Here is an 18,966-nt window from a genome sequence, read left to right as displayed (position 1 = left end):
GGCCGTTCGGATCTGTTCGGGTTTGTTCGTGCAGGCCAAGGGGTTTCGTGCGGAAACGGCGGTGGACGCGGAGCGTTACGCCGGCATCATGGGACCGTGACGCAGCGGGATGATTCGCCACCACGGCCAGAGGACTCGGCGACGGTGGCGGAGTTCATCGCTTCGATGAAACGCCTTCGCCTGTGGTCGGGGCTGACGTACCGGCAGTTGGAGGCGAAGGCCCGCGCGAACGACGACGTGCTGCCGTCCAGCACGACGGCGACGATGCTCAACCGCGACACCCTGCCCAGGGAACCGCTCGTGTCCGCGTTCACCCGGGCCTGCGGGCTGGACGAGCCGGACGTCGAGCGCTGGCTCGCGGCACGCCGGCGATTAGCCGTCCAGTTGCCGGACGTCGAAGAGCCTCCTCCTCCGCCGCCGCCCCGCAAACGGTGGAAGTGGTGGGTGGTCGGCGCGGTGGCGGTGATCGTGGCCGCGACGAGCGTCGTGCTGCTGGTCCGGCCGTCCGACCTGGCGCCACTTCCCGCCGACGGCCAGTACCTGATCCGCCCGGCCCACACCGCCGACCGCGACCTGTGCGTGGGGGAGGGGCGTGAGCGCAACGGGCGCACCGACCATGCGCTGGCCGTGCAGCGACCGTGCGAAGGGTTGGTGCCGGACACCTATCTGGCGGCCGTGGGCGCGGGCGTCTACCTGATCAAGTGGAACCACCCGCAAGAGGGCTGGGGCTGCCTGTCGGTCGGCGAGGCGTCCCTGGCCGACGAAACGCTGCTACAGCCGGAACACTGCGACTCGGCCGCGCACCAGCGGTTCCTGCTGGAACCCGTGCGCACACCCGTGCCGAACGGGTTCACGTTGCGTCCGGTGCACAGCGGCAAGTGCGTCGGTCTGTTGTACGGCCCGGCCGACGTCGACGCCGGGGCCGAGCTGGCGCAGACCACGTGCTCCGGCCGGCCGGACCAGGAGTTCCTGCTGGAACAGGTCGACCGCTGAACACGATCAGACGCTCACGGAAATCACTTGTGCCGACCCCGGCCATCCACGCCGTCGATGGTGGCCGACGCGGTGATCGGGGCGAGACGTTCGCTGAGCCGGCGGACAGCCGCCGCGACGCGCGGATCGGTGGCCGGGCGGAACGGCGTGACGGGCTGGGCTCGTGGGCCGATGACGATGCCGGTCCGGTCGGCCAACGAAGCGTCGGTGGCGGCGAAGATCGAGGGCTTGGCCGCCACCGAGGCGGGGCCGGAGGTGGCGCGTCGGAACGTTCGGCGGACGAGTGGCCAGAGCAGGCGCAGTCCGGGGGACACGATCGCGGGGTCGGCCATGGTGCCGTTGGTCATGTCCGTCGCGGCGCCGCCGGGATCGGCGGCGAACACCGAGACGCCCGAGCCGTCCAACCGCCGCGCGAGGTCGAGGGTGTGGGCGAGGTTGGCGAGCTTGGCGCGGCCGTACCAGTGGAAGCCGTAGTAGCCGCCGGGCGGTTCGACGGCGTCGAACACCCGCTTGGCGACGCGGACCGAGCCCGAGGTCACGTTCACCACCCGGCTCGGCGCGCCGGCTCGCAGCGAGGGCAGCAGCAGTTCCGTCAGCAGGTACGGCGAGAGGTGGTTGACCGCGAACGTCGCCTCGATCCCGTCGACCGAATCCTGGCGGGCCGCGAACATCGCCCCGACGTTGTTGACCAGGACGCCGAGCGGCCCTTCGGCGGCGATGCCGTCGGCGAGAGCCCGCACCGCTTCGAGGGAGGCCAGGTCGGCGGCCAGGAACCGGGCCCGGTGGTCCGGTGCCGCGGCGTTGATCCGGTCGACCGCACGGGCGCCGCGCTCCGGATCGCGTCCGACCACCGTGACCGCGAAACCGGCCGCCGCCAACCCCAAGGCGGTCTCCAACCCGATGCCGGCCGTTCCCGCTGTGACCACCGCTGTTCGCACCACCGGCGCACCCCCATATACGGATAGCTATCCACTTAGTCCCACCGTAGCATGAGTGGATAGCTATCCGTTTAGTGGTGGTCAGTGTCTCGGGCGCAGCCCGCCGAGGAGGACGTCGAGGTACAGGTCGGCTTGGCGGGGATCGTTGCCGCCGGAGCGGACCGCGTGCTGCACGCCGCACAACAGGCGCCTGATGTCGTCGGCGTCGACGTCCGTTCGGATGACGCCCGCCTCACCGGCTCGGTCGAGCAGTCGCGTGACCACCTGGTCGAGGTCGGCCTTCATCGCCGCGGTCGACCCGCCGGCGTGGTCGGCGGACTCCAGCACCGCAGCGAAGCCGGCGTCCGTCGAGATCAGCCCGAGCGTGGACCGCAGCAGGGCCTGGAGGCCACGCGCCGGGTCGACGTCCGCCGCCGCGACCCGTGCATCCTCGACCAGGCGCTGGAAGCGTTCGGACATAAGGGCTTCCAGCAACGCGTGCCGATTCGGGAAGTGCCGGTACACCGTGCCGACGCCCACCCCCGCGAGCCGGGCTATGGCGTTGAGCTGGAGCGAGTCGTCACCGGCCGACAGCTGTGCCCGCGCGACCTCCAGCACTCGTTCACGATTGCGCGCGGCATCCGCGCGCAACGATCCCCCGTGTTCCTCCTTTTGGTCCACAACGCCAGCATAGGTCGGGCTCCTGCTCGGGACCGCGACCTAGTGCCGCAACGACCGCCGCGGGTTGTCGGTGAAGGTCGCCAGCGTCTCGGCGAACGTCGCGCCCAAGGACACCACCGTCGCCTCGTCGAAGAGGTCCGTCGAGTACTCCATCGCCACCCGGATCCCGTCGTCCGACGGCATCAGCACGACGTACAGCTCATTGCGCGCCAACCCCTCCCGCGCCGGCAGGTGAACCACCGCGGTCGCGTTCGGTAGGGCGAAGGTCGGTGGCTGTGTGGTCACGACGGTGAACAACGTGGTCGGGAAGAGGGTGTCCGCGGTGTTGGGGTCCAGCAGGCGTGCGACCTCGGTCAGTGGCAGCGCTTGGTGGTCGAGCGCGCGGTAGATCGTGGACCCCATTTGGGCGACGAGTTCGGCGAAGTCGGCCGCCGCGGACACCTTCGCGTGCAGTAGGACCGCGTCACCGATGAAACCGAACACCTCCTCGTGCTCGGGACGCAGCCGGTTCACGCTCGACGCGGGCACGACCACGTCCGGCTGCCCGCACCGCGCCGCCAGCCACACCGCGTAGGCGCTGACCAAGACCGTGTACGGGGTGGTTCCGAGCTCGGCGGCGACACGTCCGACGCGGTCGGCGACCTCGCGGCCGATGGCGAACTCGTGCAGCCCTCCACGCCCGGACAACCGCGCCGGACGGGGGCGGTCCACCGGCAGGGCAGGGCGCAGCGGCACGTCGGCCAGTTCCGATCGCCAGAACCGTTCGAGTGATGCCTTGCCGTCCCCGCTCAGCTGCCGGTGCTCCCACCTCGCGTAGTCCGTGTACTGGGCTTGAGGTGGCAGGGCAGGGGAACCGGCGTACAGGTCCGCCAGGTCACGCCACAGGATGCCGAGCGACCACGCGTCACAGATCGCGTGGTTCAGCACGACCACCAGCACCCACCGCGACCCGTCGAGTTTGCCGAGCCCCAGTCGGAACAGGGGCGCTTCCTGGAGCGAGAACGGCTCGTCCGCCTGCGCCCGGCACCACCGCTCGACCTCATGACCACCCGTCAGTGTGGTGACGGGCAGGTCGACGTCCACGGCGTCGAGCACTTCGACCAAGAGGTCGCCATCACGCTGCACCGCCCGGCTGCGCAAGGCCGCGTGCCGCCGCACGACCTCCCGGAACGCCCGCGTCAACGCCGCCACGTCCAGCTCACCGTCGATGTCGACCCGCTGGACCACGTTGTAGACCGACGGATCCGTCCGCTCGTGGTGCCGTTGCCACAGCCGACGCAGGCTCGACGGCATCGGGGCCGTGTCGACCACTTCGTGTGCCGGGAGACGGCGTGCCAGCGCACGGATGGTCGGGGTGCGGAAGAACTCCGTCATGGTGATCTCGACGCCGTGGTCGCGGGCCATCCGGTTCACCAGGCGCAGAGCGGTCAGCGAATGCCCACCCAGCTCGAAGAACGATCGGGTGACCGACACCGCGTCCACCCCCAGCTCCGCCCGCCACGAGTCGTGCAACAACCGTTCGGCGCGGGTCGACGGGGCCTCCCCCTCATCCGCGACCGGACCCGACGGCGCGGGCAGCCGGGAGTGGTCGAGCTTGCCGTTCACCGTGTACGGCAACCGGTCCAGGGCGACCCACTGCCGCGGCACCAGGTGGTCCGGCAGGACCCGTTCCAAGTCCCGCTGGAAGTCCACCGCAGCGCCCGCGCGTTTCGGCACGACGTAGGCCACCAACTCGGGCTCACCACGGGACTCCCGCACGACCACGGCGGCGTCCACCACGTCGTCCAACCCCGCCAGCACGAACTCCGCCTCGCCGGGCTCCACCCGATGACCGCGGATCTTCACCTGCTGGTCGAACCGGCCCAGGAACTCGACCGTCCCGTCGGACCGCCACCGCACCCGGTCACCGGTCCGGTAGGCGCGAGCGCCGTCCAGATCAGGCGCGAACGCGGGGGAGTCCTGACCGACGTACCCCAGCGCCACCGGCAGACCGCCGATCACCAGCTCACCGGGCACGCCGACCGGCACGTCCCTCCCGGCCACGTCCACCACCCGCAGCCGGACACCGTCGATCGGCGTGCCGATGGGCGGGCGCGGCTCGCCTTCGGGGTCGACCCGGTGCGAGGTGACGATGACCGAAGCCTCCGTCGGCCCGTACTGGTTGTAGAGCCGGCACTCGGGATGCCGGGCCAGGAACTGCCGCAGTGCGGGCGTGAGAACCAGCGCCTCGCCGGCGGAGTTCACCTCCCGCAACGACGGCAGGTCGGGCTGCGTCTCCACCAGGTACTTCAGCGGCGTGAACGGCAGGAACAGCCGCTCCACCCGGTACTTGGCCACGACGGCGGCCAGATCGTGCCGGGACTCCTCGTCCACCAGCACGAGCGTGCCGCCGGCGGCGAGCGTGGTGAAGATTTCCTGCACGCTCACGTCGAACGACAGCGAGGTCCACTGCGCGGTACGCAGCGGGGCGTGCCGACGCAGATGCCAGCGCACCAGGTTCACCGGCCCCCGGTGCGGCACGAGGACACCCTTCGGGCGCCCGGTGGAGCCTGACGTGTAGATGCAGTACGCCGGATCGTCCGGGCTACCGCCTGGGACAGACCCGGACACCTCCCCGCCGACGTCCTCGACGAGTTGCACCGGAAGTCCGGCCCAGTCCGGCACGCGACCAGTGGTGAGCAGCAGAGCCGCCGAGCTGTCCTCGACGCAGAACGCCACCCTCGCGGGAGGCAGGCCCGGATCGAGCGGCAAGTAGGCTGCGCCGCTCTTGAGCACGCCCAGCACCGCCGTGATGAGTTCCGACCCTCGTGGCAGGACGACCGCGACCACATCGCCCCGCCCGACACCGCGCTCACGCAATCGCGACGCGATCTGGTTCGCGCGCTCCTCCACCTCCCGATACCGCCACTCCACACCGTCGGCGAGCAACGCGACCGCGTCCGGCGTGCGCTGAGCCTGGAGCGAGACCAGCTCGTGCAGGCGGACGTCCGGCGGGTCGACGGGCGCGCCCTGCCAGGAGCCCACCGCCGCCCGATCGGCCTCGGTGAGCGGGGTCAACCCGGAAAGCGGGCTCGCCGGAGCCCTCAAAGCCAAGCGCAGCACCAGATCGACGTAGTCCAGCATCCGCTCGACGCTGCACCCGTCGAACAGCGCCGTGTCGTACTCGATCATGCACCGCACGCCCTCGCGGTGTTGGGTGAGGTAGACGGTGAGGTCGAACGGCGCCCGGTCGCTGGGCACGTCGAGCAGCCGGGCCGACAGGGCGGGCGGGTCGAACTCCACCTCGCCTTCCTGCTCGAACTCCACCATCACCTGGAACAGCGGGTTGCGCCCCGCGTCACGCTCCGGGTTCAGCGCCCGCACCAACTCGTCGAACGGCACGTCCCGGTGCTCGTAGGCGGCGGTCGTGCGTTCCCGGACGCGGTGCAGCAGGGTGGTGAACGCCGGATCACCGGACAGGTCCAGGCGAACCGCGACGGTGTCGAGGAACAGGCCGACTTCCCGTTCCGCGCCCGGCGGTCGGTTCGCCACGGCCGTTCCCACCACCACGTCCTGTTGGCCCGTGAAGCGGCCGAGCACCACACCGATCGCACTCAACAGCGACATGAACGCCGTCGTCCGGTGCTCGGCCCCGAACGACCGCAGGTCGCGCAGCAGGTCGGGCCCGAACTCCCGCGTGATGCTCGCCCCCGCACCGGTCCGCACGTCACCGCGCGGTCGATCGGTCGGCAGGTTCAGCACCGGCAGATCGGCCAGCTCACGCCGCCAGAACGCCAGATCACGTTCCTTGACCGCCGGATCGGCCTCGACCGGAGCGCGGACGGCCACCGGCGGCAGCCCCACCGGTTGCGCCGGCCACGCCCGGTAGTACGCGGCGAGGTCGTCCACCAGCACCGCGCTGGACGACGAGTCGAACACGATGTGGTGCACCAACAGGAACAACAGGTGGCGGTCCGGGCCCAACCTGAGCAGCCGGGCCAGGATCAACGGCCCTTCCGCCAGGCTGAAGACCCGCTTGCCCTCCGTGCCCAGCACCGACCGCAGCGCGTCCTGCTCGTCGTAGCCGGTGAAGTCCAGCACCGGGCAGTCGACGTCGATCTCCGGCAGCACCACCCGGTGCGGCTCACCATCGAGTTCCTGGAACACGACCCGCAGCTCCGGATGCCGGTTCACCGCACGACCCAGCGCCCCGGTGAGCGCGTCCACGTCCAGCGGCCCGTCGAACCGGATGGCCTTCGGCTCGTGGTAGGCGCTGCTGTCCGGGTACATCTTCTCCAGGAACCAGATCCGGCGCTGGGCGGGTGACAGCGGCAGCGGCCGTGACCGGTACCGGACCCGCAGCCGGTCCACGGCGGGCAGCGCGGCCAGCACGTCGTCCGTCGGCACGCCGAAGTCCACGAAACAGGCGATCTCGTTCACGCCCGCGGCCACCAGTTGGTCGACCACCGCGGCGGCGGTCTGTTCACTGCCGATCAGCGCCCGTGAGGCGCAGTAACGTTCGTACGCCCGTTCCAGCAGGAAATCGACGTCGTCAGGAGGCGTGTTCTCCAGGTCGATATCGAAGCCGAGGCTGTTCGTCACCTGGTCGAACAGGGACAGCGTCGAACGCAGGTAATCGCAGAACGGCCGGAACGCCTCGGCCCGTGCCCTCTCGGCGTCGGCGCCCAAGTACGTGTGCACCAGCACCACGACACGGCCCGCCGCCGGATCGAGCCCACTCTCGGCCCTGGTTCGCCGGTAGAGCGCGATGTTGGCCGCCAACTGGTCCACGGTCTGGGTCATCAGGTTGGTCACCACGCCGAGGTCCTGCGCCGCGGCACGCCGGTAGCTCTCCGGGTTGCCGACGACCGCGAGGAACAGCGGCGGGCTGGACTGGATCGGCCGCGGGTACAGGCGGACGTCGACCTCGTCACCGTTGCCGGACTTCGTCGTGATCGCCTCACCGGCCCACAGCCTGCGAACGGTGTCCAGCTGCGTGTGCACCAACTCCTTGTGCTGCCCGTAGTTCTCCGGGGCCAGCGCGAAGTCCCTGGCGTGCCAACCGCTCGCCACGCACAGGCCGACCCGCCCGTTGGAGAGGTTGTCGATGACCGACCACTCCTCGGCCACCCTGATCGGGTTGTGCAGCGGCAGCACCACCGAGCCCGCGTGCAGCCGGATCTGCTTCGTCCGCGCCGCCAGCCAGGCCGCGAGGACCGAGGGGCTGGGGAACAACGCGCCGAACGAGTGGAAGTGGCGTTCCGGCAACCACACCGCGTGGAAGTCGTGCCGGTCGGCGAACTCGGTCGCGGCGTTGATCAAGGCGTACTTGTCGGTCTCGTGCTGTTCCGGGTAGTCGCCGAAGAAGTAGAGGCTGAAGTCGCAGGACGTCGCGGGTCCGGCGGCGAGCACAGGCTCGGCGAGCACGGGTTCGGCGAGCACGGGTTCGGCGAGCACGGGTTCGGCGAGCGGTGCGGGCTGTTGAACACGGGTCCGGGGGACAGGCGGGGTCACGCCGGGAGCGGACAGCAGGGCGAGCTGCCGTTCCATCAGATCGACCAGGCGTTCGCTCAGGTGCAGTTGGCGGCCGACCAGGTCTTGCACATCGTCGGGCGCGGACACGGGCGTCTGGACCGGCTGCGGGGTGGCGGCGGGCTTGACCAGCGCCGCGAGCTTGCGCGGAGTGTCGGCTTCGGTGATCAAGGTCCGCATCGGCACGCTGACCCCGAACCGCTGGTCCAGCACCCTGCTCAAGCTCATCAACGCCAGGGAGTCCGCGCCGAGCGCGAAGAACGAGCCGTCCGGCGGGACCGCGTCAAGGCGCAATCCGAGCACCTCGGCCGTCGCCCCGCGCACCGCGTCGAGCGCGTCCGACGCCACCGGTTCTTTCGGCCGTTCCACCTTTGGTGTCACCGGGAACCGCGTCCGGGCGAACGGGTACTCCGGCATCGGCACGCGCCGCCCACCACGCACGACATCGGGCCAGGACACATCTGCGCCACGGACGTACAGCTCACCCAACGCCTCCAACACCGCCACGACCGCCGGTCGATCGACGCGCAGCCCCGCCAGCCACCCGTGACCACCCGCGTCGGTCAGCACCTCACCGGGCCCGATCTCCAGACACGTGTGATCCGCGACGGCAGCCAGCACCAGGTCGAACCGGACCGGCTCACGAGCCTGCCGCACCAGGTACTCGGCATCGGGCCGCCAACCCACCGGCCTGACCTGCCCGTCGAGACTGCCGGCGAACGGAACCTTCAACGGCCACAGCGACGGGACATGTTCCCGGAACTCGGGCAACACGGGTTCCAACAGAGCGGTGTGGAACGCGCCGTCGACCGGAAGCCGCCGCCCCTTCAAGCCTTCCTCGCCGAGCAGCTGTTCGGCCCGGCGCACGTTTTCCAGCGACCCAGCCAGCACGTGCGCCAGCGGCCCGTTGACCGCCGCGACCTCCGTGCCGCTGGCCCGCCCGATCCGCTCCACGACCGCCGCGTCAGCCCACACCGCGAGCATCCCGCCCGCCGCACACCGCGAGGCCAATCGCCCGCGCGTCCCCGTCAGCCGCACGCCGTCCGCCACGGACATCGCCCCGGCCACGCACAGCGCCGCGTACTCGCCGAGGCTGTGCCCGGTGACGAGATCCGGCCGGGTCCCGAAGCTCTCCCAGAGGCGACCCAACGCCACCTGGAAGGCGAACAGCGCGGGCTGCGCGGTCTCCGTCGGCCACACCTCACCCGGCTGCGGGTCCGCGTCGACCAGGAGCCGGAGCAAGCCCGTCCCGAACTCGGCCGCATACACCTGCTCGCACTCGTCCAACACCTGACGCACGACGGGGAACTCCGAGTACAGGTCACGCGCCATGCCGTACCGGGCGACACCTTGTCCGGGGAAAGCGAACACCAAGGCGCGCAATGGTTCTGCGGACCCCACCACGGCGTCGAGGCGACTCGCCAACTCTGCCGGGTCCGATCCGACCACCGCCGCCCGGTATGGGAGGTGCGGGCGGCCGAGCGCCATGCTCACGGCCGCATCGGCCACGTTCAGCGACGGCTGGGCGGCACAGTGGGCACGCACCCGTTCCGCCAGCGTGGCGAGCGCCTGTGGATCACGGGCGGACAGCGGCACGATCACCGGGCCGAAAGTCTTCGGCGCCTCCGGCATCGGCGGTTCCTCCAGCACGACATGGGCGTTGGTCCCACCCACGCCGAGCGCGCTCACCCCCGCCCGTCGAGGCAGGCCGTCGGTCGTCCACTTCCGCAGCGCGGTGCCGAGCACGAAAGGACTGTCCGCCAGGCGCAACTGCGGGTTCGGCTGGTCGAGGTTCAGCGTGGGCACCAGCTCACCGTGCTTCACCATCAGCACGGTCTTGATGAGCCCGGCCATGCCCGCGCAGCTGTCCAGGTGGCCGATGTTGCCCTTCACGGAGCCGAGCGTGCAGAACCCGCGGCGGTCGGTGTCCGCGCCGACCGCCCGTGACAACGCGGTGAACTCGATCGGGTCACCCAGTTCGGTCCCCGTCCCGTGCGCCTCGACGTAGGAGATCGAGTCGCCCGGCACGCCCGCCCGTCGCAGCGCGCGCTGCACGACGTCGACCTGACCCGCCACACCCGGCGCGGTGAACCCGGCCTTGCCCGAGCCGTCGTTGTTGACCGCGGAACCGAGGATCACCGCGTGGATGGTGTCGCCGTCCGCGAGCGCCCGGTCCAACCGCTTCAACAGGACCGAGGCCACACCGTTGCCACCGACCGTGCCGTCGGCTTGCGCGTCGAACGGTCGGCAACGCCCGGAAGGCGACAGGATCGAACCCGTCGAGCTGCGATAACCGGACTCCTGCGGCAGGTGCACGGCAGCCGCACCGGCCAGCGCCATGTCCGCCTCGTCGTTCAGCAACGCCTGCACGGCCAGGTGCACCGCCACCAACGCCGTCGAGCACGCCGTCTGCACGCCGATCGCCGGACCCGTCAACCCGAGCCGGTAGGCCACCCTCGTGGCGAGGAAGTCCGGTTCCCGGCCGATGGCCGCCTGCATCCGCTCCGCGGGATCGTCCGACCGGGTCGCGGGCATCCCCTGGTGGCCGTAGAGGTTCATCCCCGACCCGGCGAACACCCCGATCCGAGCGTCCGCCGCCGTGGCGTAACCGCCGTTCTCCAACGCGTGGTAGCAGCACTGGAGGAACAGCCGCTGCGCCGGGTGGGTCGACTCAGCCTCACGCGGCGTCATGCCGAAGTACTCCGCGTCGAACGCGTCGACGTCGTCGATCGCCCCGATGGCGAGCACCCGCTCCGGATCGGCGATCAGCTCGGCCGGCACGCCCGCCGCCGTGGCCTCGGCGGGGGAGAAGGTGCGGGTGCTGTCCACGCCTGCGCGCAGGTTCGTCCAGAACTGGTCGACCGATGGCGCTCCGGGGAACCGCGCGGCCATTCCGATGACCGCGATCCTGGTGTCGGGGGTCGCGTCCGGCGCGGATTTCGGCACACTTGCCGAGTCCGCTCCGGCCAGGTGCCGCGCCAGCGCGTCGATCGTCGGGTGCTCGAACAGCGCCGTCTGCGGAACCGGCCTGCCCAGCTCATCCTCCAGGCGTCGGCGGAGCCGGACCAGCGTGACGGACGACAAACCCGCGTCGTAGAAGGGTTCCCGGTCGCCGATGCGTTGCCCGGCCACCTCGGTGACGGCATCCGACAGCACCTGTCGCAGCCCACCCGCGTCACGTCGAGGACCGGGGAGTAATCGGTCACGGAGCTTCGACCGCTGCACCTTGCCGGCCGACGTGCGCGGAAAATCCGTCACGGGAACGACGTGCGCCGCGGTCAACCGCAGCCTGCCGTACAGCACGCGCTTGACCTCATCGGCGATCCGCGTGTCGTCGGCCCCCGTGCTGACGAAGAAGACGGCGAGCGACTCGCTGCCCGTGCGTTCGTCCGGGACACCGCACGCGGCGACGTCACCGATCCGGACACCGGGCACGGTCGTCGCGACGCTCTCGATCTCGTGCGCGAAGTGGTTGTGCCCGTTGAGGATGATCACGTCCTTGTGCCGACCGGTGATCACGATCTGCCCGCCGGTCAGGAACGCCAGGTCACCGGTGTCCAGCCAGTCCCCGTCAACGAACGCCGCCGCGGTGGCCTCCGGATCGTTCAGGTAACCCGGCGTGACCCGCACGGACCGGATCTGGAGTCGGCCGATCCGGTCCTCGGGCAGCGGTGAACCGTGCTCGTCCACCACCCGGGCGCTCGCCTCGTGCGCCGGTTCCCCGACCGCGATGAACGTCGTGCACTCCCGGTCCGGCACCGAGTCGTCGGCGTACGCGAGCCGACCGTCCAGACTGGAGGTCAGCACGCGCAGCACGGTGCCCGGCCGGTCGAGGCGCCCGTAGCTGATGGCCGTCGTGGTCTCCGCCATGCCCCACACGGGCACCACGTGACGTTCGACGACACCGCACGGTTCCAACGCGGCGAGGAACCGCCGCAAGACCGGCAACAGGATCTGCTCACCGCCGCACACCAGGGTTTTGAGCGCGGAGAGGTCCCACTCCGGCCGCCGGTCCGCTCGTCGGTCCGCGACCGCGTCGGCGATCAGCTGGAAGGCGAACGTCGGCGCCCAGCTGTGGTTCGCCCGGTGCTCGGCCATCAGGTCGAGCCAGCGCGGCGGGTCGGCCAGCACGACTTCGGTCGGCACGTGGACGTTCGTGCAGCCGACGAACACCGTCATCAAGTGGTAGAGCAGCAACGCCCCGCTGTGGTCGAGGGGCAGCCAGTTCAGCGTGACGTCATCCGCCCGCACGTCCAGGATTCGCCTCGAACTCGCCGCGAACCGCACCAACGCCCGCTGCGTGAGACCGATCGCCTTCGGCATCCCCGTGCTGCCGGACGACAGCATCAGCAGGACGACGTCGTCCGGCCGTGCCTCGGCGAACTCGCCGGCGGGTTCGTGCCGGGCGCACTCGGCCACCGTGACCGCTCGCGTGAACCGGCGCGCTGTCGACGGATCGGCGAGCACCACCGGCCCACCCAGCGACGTCCACGTGTGCCGCGACCGCTCGGCCGCGGGGGAGCCCTCGTCGGCCGGTTCGGCGATCACGACCGGTCGGACACCGCCTAGCAAGCACGCCCAGAACGCCGGGAAGAAGTCGACCAGCGGCAGCCCGCACAGCAGGACGGAGTCGCCCTGCCCCACGCCCTGGGCGCGCAGTCCACTGAGGATTCGTCGCGCGCGGTCGAGGATGTGCGGGTACGTCAGGAGCTCGGACTGCCCCGCCGTGCCTACGACGACGACCCCGGCGTCCGGCCGTGTGCGCGCGGCACGGGTCAACGCCTCGACCACGCTGAGCGGGTCGTCCTCGGTCAGTTCAAGTTCGGGACCTTGGTAAGTGGTGCTTACGGCCACGTTGCCGCTCCAAATCCCACCGCTCAACCGGTGCGTCGACGTGTGGTTGTGAACAACAGGAAAGCCGTCGCCGCGCACAACGCCAGGCCGTGGAGCAGGCCCACGACGGCGACAGCGGGAAGCACCTCCAGCAGACCGCCCGCCACCGCCATGCCCACGGCGAAACCGGACGTCTCGATCGTCGCGGAGAGCCCGAACAGCCGGGTGCGGAGGTGGTCGGGTGCTTCTTGCAGGCGTGAGACGTAGGCGATCTCGGTGATGCCGTCGGCCAGGCCGGCGACCAGGACGACGCACGCCATCGCAAGGGCGGGCAGCCCGGTGAACGCGAGCGTGAACGACACCGCCATCAGGCACGTGGCCAGGCCGAACGTCCGCTGGAGGCGGTCGGCGCCGCTCAGACCACCCCACTTCGTCACGACGCGGTGGGCGCACAGCACCCCGACCGCCCACGCGACCCAGAAGTAGCTCATGAACGCCGCGGCCCCGTCCGGCTGAACGGTGCTCGCGAACACCGGGAGGGCGATGTTGTGCGACGACGACGCCAACGCGTCGATCCCGCGGAGCACCAGCATCAGCAGCACGACCGGCGCGATCCCGGCCAACGCGTAGCCGCCCGCGCTCATTTCCTTGTCCACGGTCGCGGTGTCGTCGTGGCCGCGGAACCGGATCAGGACCAGTGCTACGGCCGACACCACGAACGTCGCCGCGTTGAAGGCGAACGCCGCCGCGAAACCGCCGAGGCCGATCAGCGGTCCGGCCCCGGCGAAGCCGACCACCATCGCCACCGACTTCGCCGTGACGAGCAGGCCGTTCGCCCGGACCCTCGCCGTCGAGCCCACCATGTCCGGCACCGCCGAGCGCAGCGCCACCGTGAACAGGCTGTTGCCCGCGCCCATCACCGCGACCGCGCAACCGAGCAGCACGATGTCGGAGGCGTGGGTGGTCACCGCCAGGACGGTCATCGCCGCCACCTGCGCGAGGTCCGCGCCGATCATGAGCCGGCGCCGGTCGAACCTCTTGACCAGCGCTGCGGCGGCGAACCCGGCGAGGGCTCCGGCGGCCAGGCGCAGGGCGGCGAGCAGACCGACACCGAGCCCGCTGCCGGTCGCCTGATAGCTGAACAACGCCAACGCGACGAGGTTCAGGTAGTTGCCGCAGGCCGACACCCCATATGCGACAACGAGGCAAGCGAACCGCGCGCCCGGTGCCCTAGAAGGTGTCGTCTGGTAACTGGCAGCATTCAATGGCGTTCATTTCCCCCCACCCTCGGGGGAAGGTATTCAGGAGGTTCAAGGGCGTCAACCCCACGACCGTCCCGTCCCCTGACCGGAGTAGCGCGCAACGCTCCGTGTTCGAGCAGGTCAGGGGGTCTGTACGCCGAACGCCGCAGACCGGCCCCGGCCGCGTCCGACGCGGTTCGGGGTTCCGAAGGAGTCGATTACCGCGGTAAATCAGCCGCTCGGCGCACCAATACCCGTACGCCGTAGTCGTGGTTGCTCGCGGTGGGCTTCGTCAGTGGGAATTCCGGCCCGGAGTGGTGGCCGAGCGGGCGTCCGCCGCAGGGATTTCAGGAGAATTTTTCGGATAGTTCACGCTCAGCCGCAAAAAGCCGCCGGACCGTCCGTCCGGGTGACGTGCCGGGTGGAATTTCCCGGTGAACGGGTAACGCCCGGCACCGGGCCGGGTTCGCGCCGGGGCCGGCCTGCGGAGTGGTGTTCGGGCTTACTCCGCACGCCGACCAGTCTTATTCTCGCCCGCAGCACCTCGACCACCAGGTCGATCAGGGTCTGGTTGTTCACGGAGTTCGCCAATGGCGAGAGGGCGACCGTCCGGCGCACGATGTCCAGCGCGTTGTCGGCGTGCGGGGCGATCGCCGAGGCGAGTTCGGCCAACAAGGTCAGCGCGCCGGCCGCCGACGTGCTGCGGCCTCCCGCGGCGAGCACAGCCCTAACGGCGCGCACCTCCACCGCGCCGTCCTCCCGATACGACACGATGCCTCCTTCGACGCTCTCGGCGAGGAGTTCCGGCCGGCCGCGCAGCGCCTCCGTGACGGCGGCCTTCACCGGCATGACCTGGCTGAGCACCATGTCCGGCTCGAGCAGCGCCGCGACGGCGTCGAGCGACAGCCCGCAGCGCTGGAGGTACAGCACCTGGCGCATCCGGTTGAGGTGATCGGCCGAGTAGTGCGGCGCCCGGCCGATGCGCACGGGCGGCGGCAGCAGGCCCCGTGTGTGGTACGAGCGGATCGTCCGGGCGGTCAGCCCGATTTCTGCGGAGAATTCGTCCGCATTCATCAGTCGAGTATTACCGGGTCGGCCGATACTCGATCGCGCGCTCCGGTAGTGCTCTGCGACAAGAGTGGCGTCCTGCACCGCGGTCCCCCTTCGGACGTGCATCTCACCCCTTGGGCGGAGCTTCCCCGACGGTAATACCGCGCTCCGCGAACGGCGGTCGTCCGACCAGGAGTCTGCCAGTCGCCTCATAAGCAAAACATAAGACCCGCATATGGTGCCCCGTTCGGGCTAGCGGAATGGGGCGTCCGTGGAAGCGTCTGCTTCCGTGACTTCCCCCGGCCGGGTCGCCGTGCTATGCGCGCGTATTTCACGCCCGACCTGGATATCGGTCAGCCGGCAGCCTTCTCTTCCGTTCGTCGGAAGCGGTCCCACATTCGTACATGCTGCTCCCCGTCCGGATTCTTCCGACTTCACGGAAAGACAGGCCGCTGATGTCTACCACTTCTGCGAAGCGCTCGATGCTCGATCAAGGGCTGAAAGCTCTGGTCGTCGCGCTGGCGTTGTTCGGCGCCACGTTCGGTATCGCGCAGTCCGCCTCCGCCGCGCCCGCCCGGCACACCGCCGTGGCGATCCAGGCCGTGGCGGCCGACACCGCGCCGTCGATCGCGACGTCGTGGTCCTGCACGAACTACTTCTACACCAACGCCGTCGAGCGCTACTGCAACGTGTACTCCGGGTACATCCGGTCGTACATCACGTGCAGCAACGGCTACCGCTACTACTCGGCCTGGGTCGGTCAGGGCTCGTGGCGGATCGTCCAGGTCTGCCCGAGCGGCAGCTCCAGGGTCGGGTCCGGCATCCAGAGCACCGGCTGATCCTTTCCCACGCCATGAGGCACGCGGTTCCGGCGAGCGATCCCGGAACCGCGTGCTTTCATGCGTCCGCCAACGCCGTCGTCGGCGCCAGGCGTGCCGCGCGGACCGCCGGGTACAGGCCGGCGAGCACGCCGATCACCACCGCCGCGCCCACCCCGCCCAGCAGCACCGGCACGGGCAGCACGGCGGGCCAGCCCTGCGTCACCGCGTACCCGGCCGTGACGGCGGTGCCGAGTAGCACGCCGAGCCCGCCGCCGAGCCCCGCGAGCACCACCGACTCGGCGAGGAACTGCACGCACACCTGCCGGCTGCTCGCGCCCAGCGCCCGGCGCAGGCCGATCTCCCGCCGCCGTTCGAGCACCGAGATCACCATCGTGTTCGCCACCCCGATGCCTCCGACCAGCAGCGCGATCCCGCCCAGCCCGAGGAACAGCGCCGAGTACGCCTTCTCGGTGATCCGCTGTGCGGCCAGGGCGTCCGACGGCCTGCTGACCAGCACCTCGTTGGGCCGGGCCGGGTTCACCGTGCGGCCGAGGACCGACTTCACGGCCTCGATCGCGTGCTCCGCCGCCCGCACGTAGATCAGGCCCGGCGTCCCGTCGAACCCGAGGAACGTCTCGGCGGCGGACCACCCCACCAGCGCCGAGCTGTCGATCTCCGGCGCGAGCGGCACCGGGGCCAGCACACCGACCACCACGAACTGCCGGTCGTCGATCCACACCAGCGGCGCGGGCCGGTCGTCGCCCAGCGCCACACCGAGCAGGTGCGCCGCGCGGTCGCCGAGCACCACCACCGGGTAGCGGTCGTCGGCCGCGCTGAGGAACGCACCCTCCCGCACCTTCGCGTGCACCACGTCGAGCAGGTCCAGCTTGGTCGCCGCCACCCGGATGCCACCGGTCTCCTCGGACGGCACCAGGTCGCTGCGCCGCACCGACGCCTTCGTGACACCGGTGGCGCTGACCGCCTCCACCGGCCCGATCCGCTTGATCATGGCGACGGACTCGGGCGGCAGCTTGGCCTGGTCCGCGCCGAACAGGTCGTTGCCCGGCGCGACGGTGAGCAGGTTCGGGCCCAGGGCCGCGAGCTGCGCGCGCAGCGCCTCCTGGTTCGACGCCGGGATGCCGACCACCGCGACCAGCGCGGCGATGCCGATGGCGATGCCCAGTGCGGCGAGGACCGTGCGGGCCATCCTGGCGCGGAGCCCGACCAGGCTCAGCACGGCCACGTCCCGCGCGGCGAGCCGGTTGGGGCGGGGCAATCCGGGCCTGGTCACGACCGCCACCCCGTGTCCAGCCGAACGGCGCCGTCCAGCATCTCGACCCGCCGCGGCAACGCCGCCGCCACCTTCTGGTCGTGCGTGATCAGCACGATCGTCGTGCCCTCGCCGTTGAGCTCGTGCAGCAGGGACAGCACCTCGCCGCCCGACGCCGAGTCCAGGTTCCCGGTCGGTTCGTCGGCCAGCACGATCAACGGCCGGTTCACCACCGCCCGTGCGATGGCGACGCGCTGCTTCTCGCCGCCCGACAGCTCCGACGGCAGGTGGTCCGAGCGGTGCGAGAGCCCCACACGTGACAGCGACTCGTCGGCCCGCCTGCCGCGTTCGCGGCGCGGGACACCCCGGTAGACCTGGGCGGCCAGCACGTTCTCCCGCGCGGTCAGCCCGTCGACCAGGTGGAACTGCTGGAACACGAAGCCGATCCACCAGGCGCGCAGCGCCGACAGCCGCCGGTCCGGCACCGTGCCGACGTCGTGCCCGTTGACCAGCACCCGGCCCGCGCTCGGGCGGTCCAGCGTGCCCATCAGGTGCAGCATGGTCGACTTGCCCGACCCGGACGGTCCGATGATCGCGACCATCTCGCCTTCGCCGACGCGGAGCGACGCGTCCCGCAGCGCCGTGACGCCGCCGAGGTAGGTCTTCGACACCCGGTCCAGTTCCAGTACGGAGGTCATGACGTCGTCACCACCTCGAGGCCGTCGGTCAGCCCCGGACCGGAGACCTCGACCTTGCCGTCGGCGAACATGCCGAGGGTGACGGGAACGAGCCTGCGCCCTTCCACCACCTCCACCGCGTAGCCGCCTTCGACCAGCGCCACCAACGCCTGCACCGGCACCGCCAGCACCTGCTGCCGTTGCTCGCCGTAGAGGACGACGCGCACGCGACCCGACTCCGGCGCGGCTTCCGGGTCGTCCAGGGCGATGGTCAGCAGCAGCTTGTCGCCGTCGGGCTTGCCCTCCACGGTCTTCACCGCGCCGGGCACCGTGCGCTTGTCGGGCAGCACGACGTCCACCTTCGCCCCGACGGGCGCGTACGCGCGGCGGGACTCGGCGAGTTCCACTTGGATCAGCCGTCCGGTGCCGGTGACCTTCATCAGCTCGCCGTCACCGGGGCCGCCCGGCTGGGCGGTGAGGCTGTCCACCCGTACCGGGGCGGGGAGCACGACCACGTCGCCGACCGCGAGGACGCCGGTGGCTTCGAGCCCGACCGCCTTCTGCCACTTCTTGAGCGCGCGGGTGGTGGCCGGGCCGAACTTGCCGTCCGGGGTGCCGAAGTCGGTGTGGCCGAGGGCGACGAGGTTCTCCTGGAGTTCCTTGACGTCCTGGCCGGCCGGCACGCCCTGCTTCAACTCGCGGTACTGGGGCGTGGCGCCGAGGAGGAGCGGGACGGGGATCGCGTTGACGGCGTAGACGGTTTGTCCCCGGTCGACGCGCTTGCCGGGTTCGGGCAGCCAGGTGATCGTGCCGGACTTGCGGCCGGTCAGGGCGGACGCGGCGCCGTGGCCGGGCTCGCCGTCGACCCGGATGCGGTCCACCAGATCGGTCCGCGTGACCTTGGCCGTGGCGGGCGGTCGACTGGCGACCGGCGGCGGACTCGAAGTCTCCGCGGCGAGCCGCGTGACCACG

At 70.8% G+C, this 18,966-nt stretch carries 10 protein-coding genes; 2 read left to right on the top strand and 8 right to left on the bottom strand.

The window, feature by feature from the left end; all coding sequences use genetic code 11:
• Positions 1-96 precede the first annotated feature (96 nt).
• Positions 97-993: an RICIN domain-containing protein gene (locus F4560_RS17165; RefSeq protein WP_184921199.1), complete on the top strand. Its 897-nt coding sequence runs from the start codon at positions 97-99 to the stop codon at positions 991-993.
• Positions 994-1,016: 23 nt separating this feature from the next.
• Here the strand turns inward: F4560_RS17165 and F4560_RS17160 are convergent, their stop codons facing one another.
• From F4560_RS17160 to F4560_RS17140, 5 genes are all read right to left on the bottom strand, one after another.
• Complete coding sequence (locus tag F4560_RS17160) at positions 1,017-1,934, bottom strand: SDR family NAD(P)-dependent oxidoreductase (RefSeq protein ID WP_312869332.1); 918 nt, start codon at positions 1,932-1,934, stop codon at positions 1,017-1,019.
• A 78-nt stretch (positions 1,935-2,012) separates the two neighbouring features.
• Entirely contained in the window at positions 2,013-2,591 is a 579-nt protein-coding gene (locus tag F4560_RS17155) for a TetR/AcrR family transcriptional regulator (protein WP_221483538.1), read from the bottom strand.
• A gap of 39 nt (positions 2,592-2,630) precedes the next feature.
• Positions 2,631-12,956 (bottom strand): non-ribosomal peptide synthetase/type I polyketide synthase, encoded by a 10,326-nt coding sequence (locus F4560_RS17150; RefSeq protein ID WP_184921198.1) that lies wholly within the window; start codon positions 12,954-12,956, stop codon positions 2,631-2,633.
• Between the two features lie 23 nt (positions 12,957-12,979).
• Positions 12,980-14,200 (bottom strand): MFS transporter, encoded by a 1,221-nt coding sequence (locus tag F4560_RS17145; protein WP_246477830.1) that lies wholly within the window; start codon positions 14,198-14,200, stop codon positions 12,980-12,982.
• Between the two features lie 351 nt (positions 14,201-14,551).
• Positions 14,552-15,250 (bottom strand): MerR family transcriptional regulator, encoded by a 699-nt coding sequence (locus F4560_RS17140; RefSeq protein ID WP_184921194.1) that lies wholly within the window; start codon positions 15,248-15,250, stop codon positions 14,552-14,554.
• 431 nt (positions 15,251-15,681) lie between these two features.
• Between F4560_RS17140 and F4560_RS17135 the strand changes: the two genes are divergently transcribed.
• Positions 15,682-16,065: a hypothetical protein gene (locus F4560_RS17135; RefSeq protein WP_184921192.1), complete on the top strand. Its 384-nt coding sequence runs from the start codon at positions 15,682-15,684 to the stop codon at positions 16,063-16,065.
• A gap of 58 nt (positions 16,066-16,123) precedes the next feature.
• Here the strand turns inward: F4560_RS17135 and F4560_RS17130 are convergent, their stop codons facing one another.
• The 3 genes from F4560_RS17130 to F4560_RS17120 are packed head-to-tail and all read right to left on the bottom strand — an operon-like array spanning position 16,124 to position 18,965.
• Complete coding sequence (locus F4560_RS17130; protein ID WP_376775313.1) at positions 16,124-17,338, bottom strand: ABC transporter permease; 1,215 nt, start codon at positions 17,336-17,338, stop codon at positions 16,124-16,126.
• A complete protein-coding gene (locus tag F4560_RS17125) occupies positions 17,335-18,015 on the bottom strand; it encodes an ABC transporter ATP-binding protein (protein ID WP_184921190.1) in 681 nt (226 codons plus the stop codon). Before F4560_RS17125 ends, F4560_RS17130 begins: the two co-directional genes overlap by 4 nt.
• Entirely contained in the window at positions 18,012-18,965 is a 954-nt protein-coding gene (locus tag F4560_RS17120) for a peptidoglycan-binding protein (RefSeq protein WP_312869331.1), read from the bottom strand. Before F4560_RS17120 ends, F4560_RS17125 begins: the two co-directional genes overlap by 4 nt.
• Between the last annotated feature and the right edge of the window lies 1 nt (position 18,966).

It is taken from the genome of Saccharothrix ecbatanensis (genome assembly GCF_014205015.1).
GTDB classification, from domain to species: Bacteria; Actinomycetota; Actinomycetes; order Mycobacteriales; family Pseudonocardiaceae; genus Actinosynnema; species Actinosynnema ecbatanense.
This window is presented reverse-complemented; position numbering and strand designations above follow the sequence as displayed.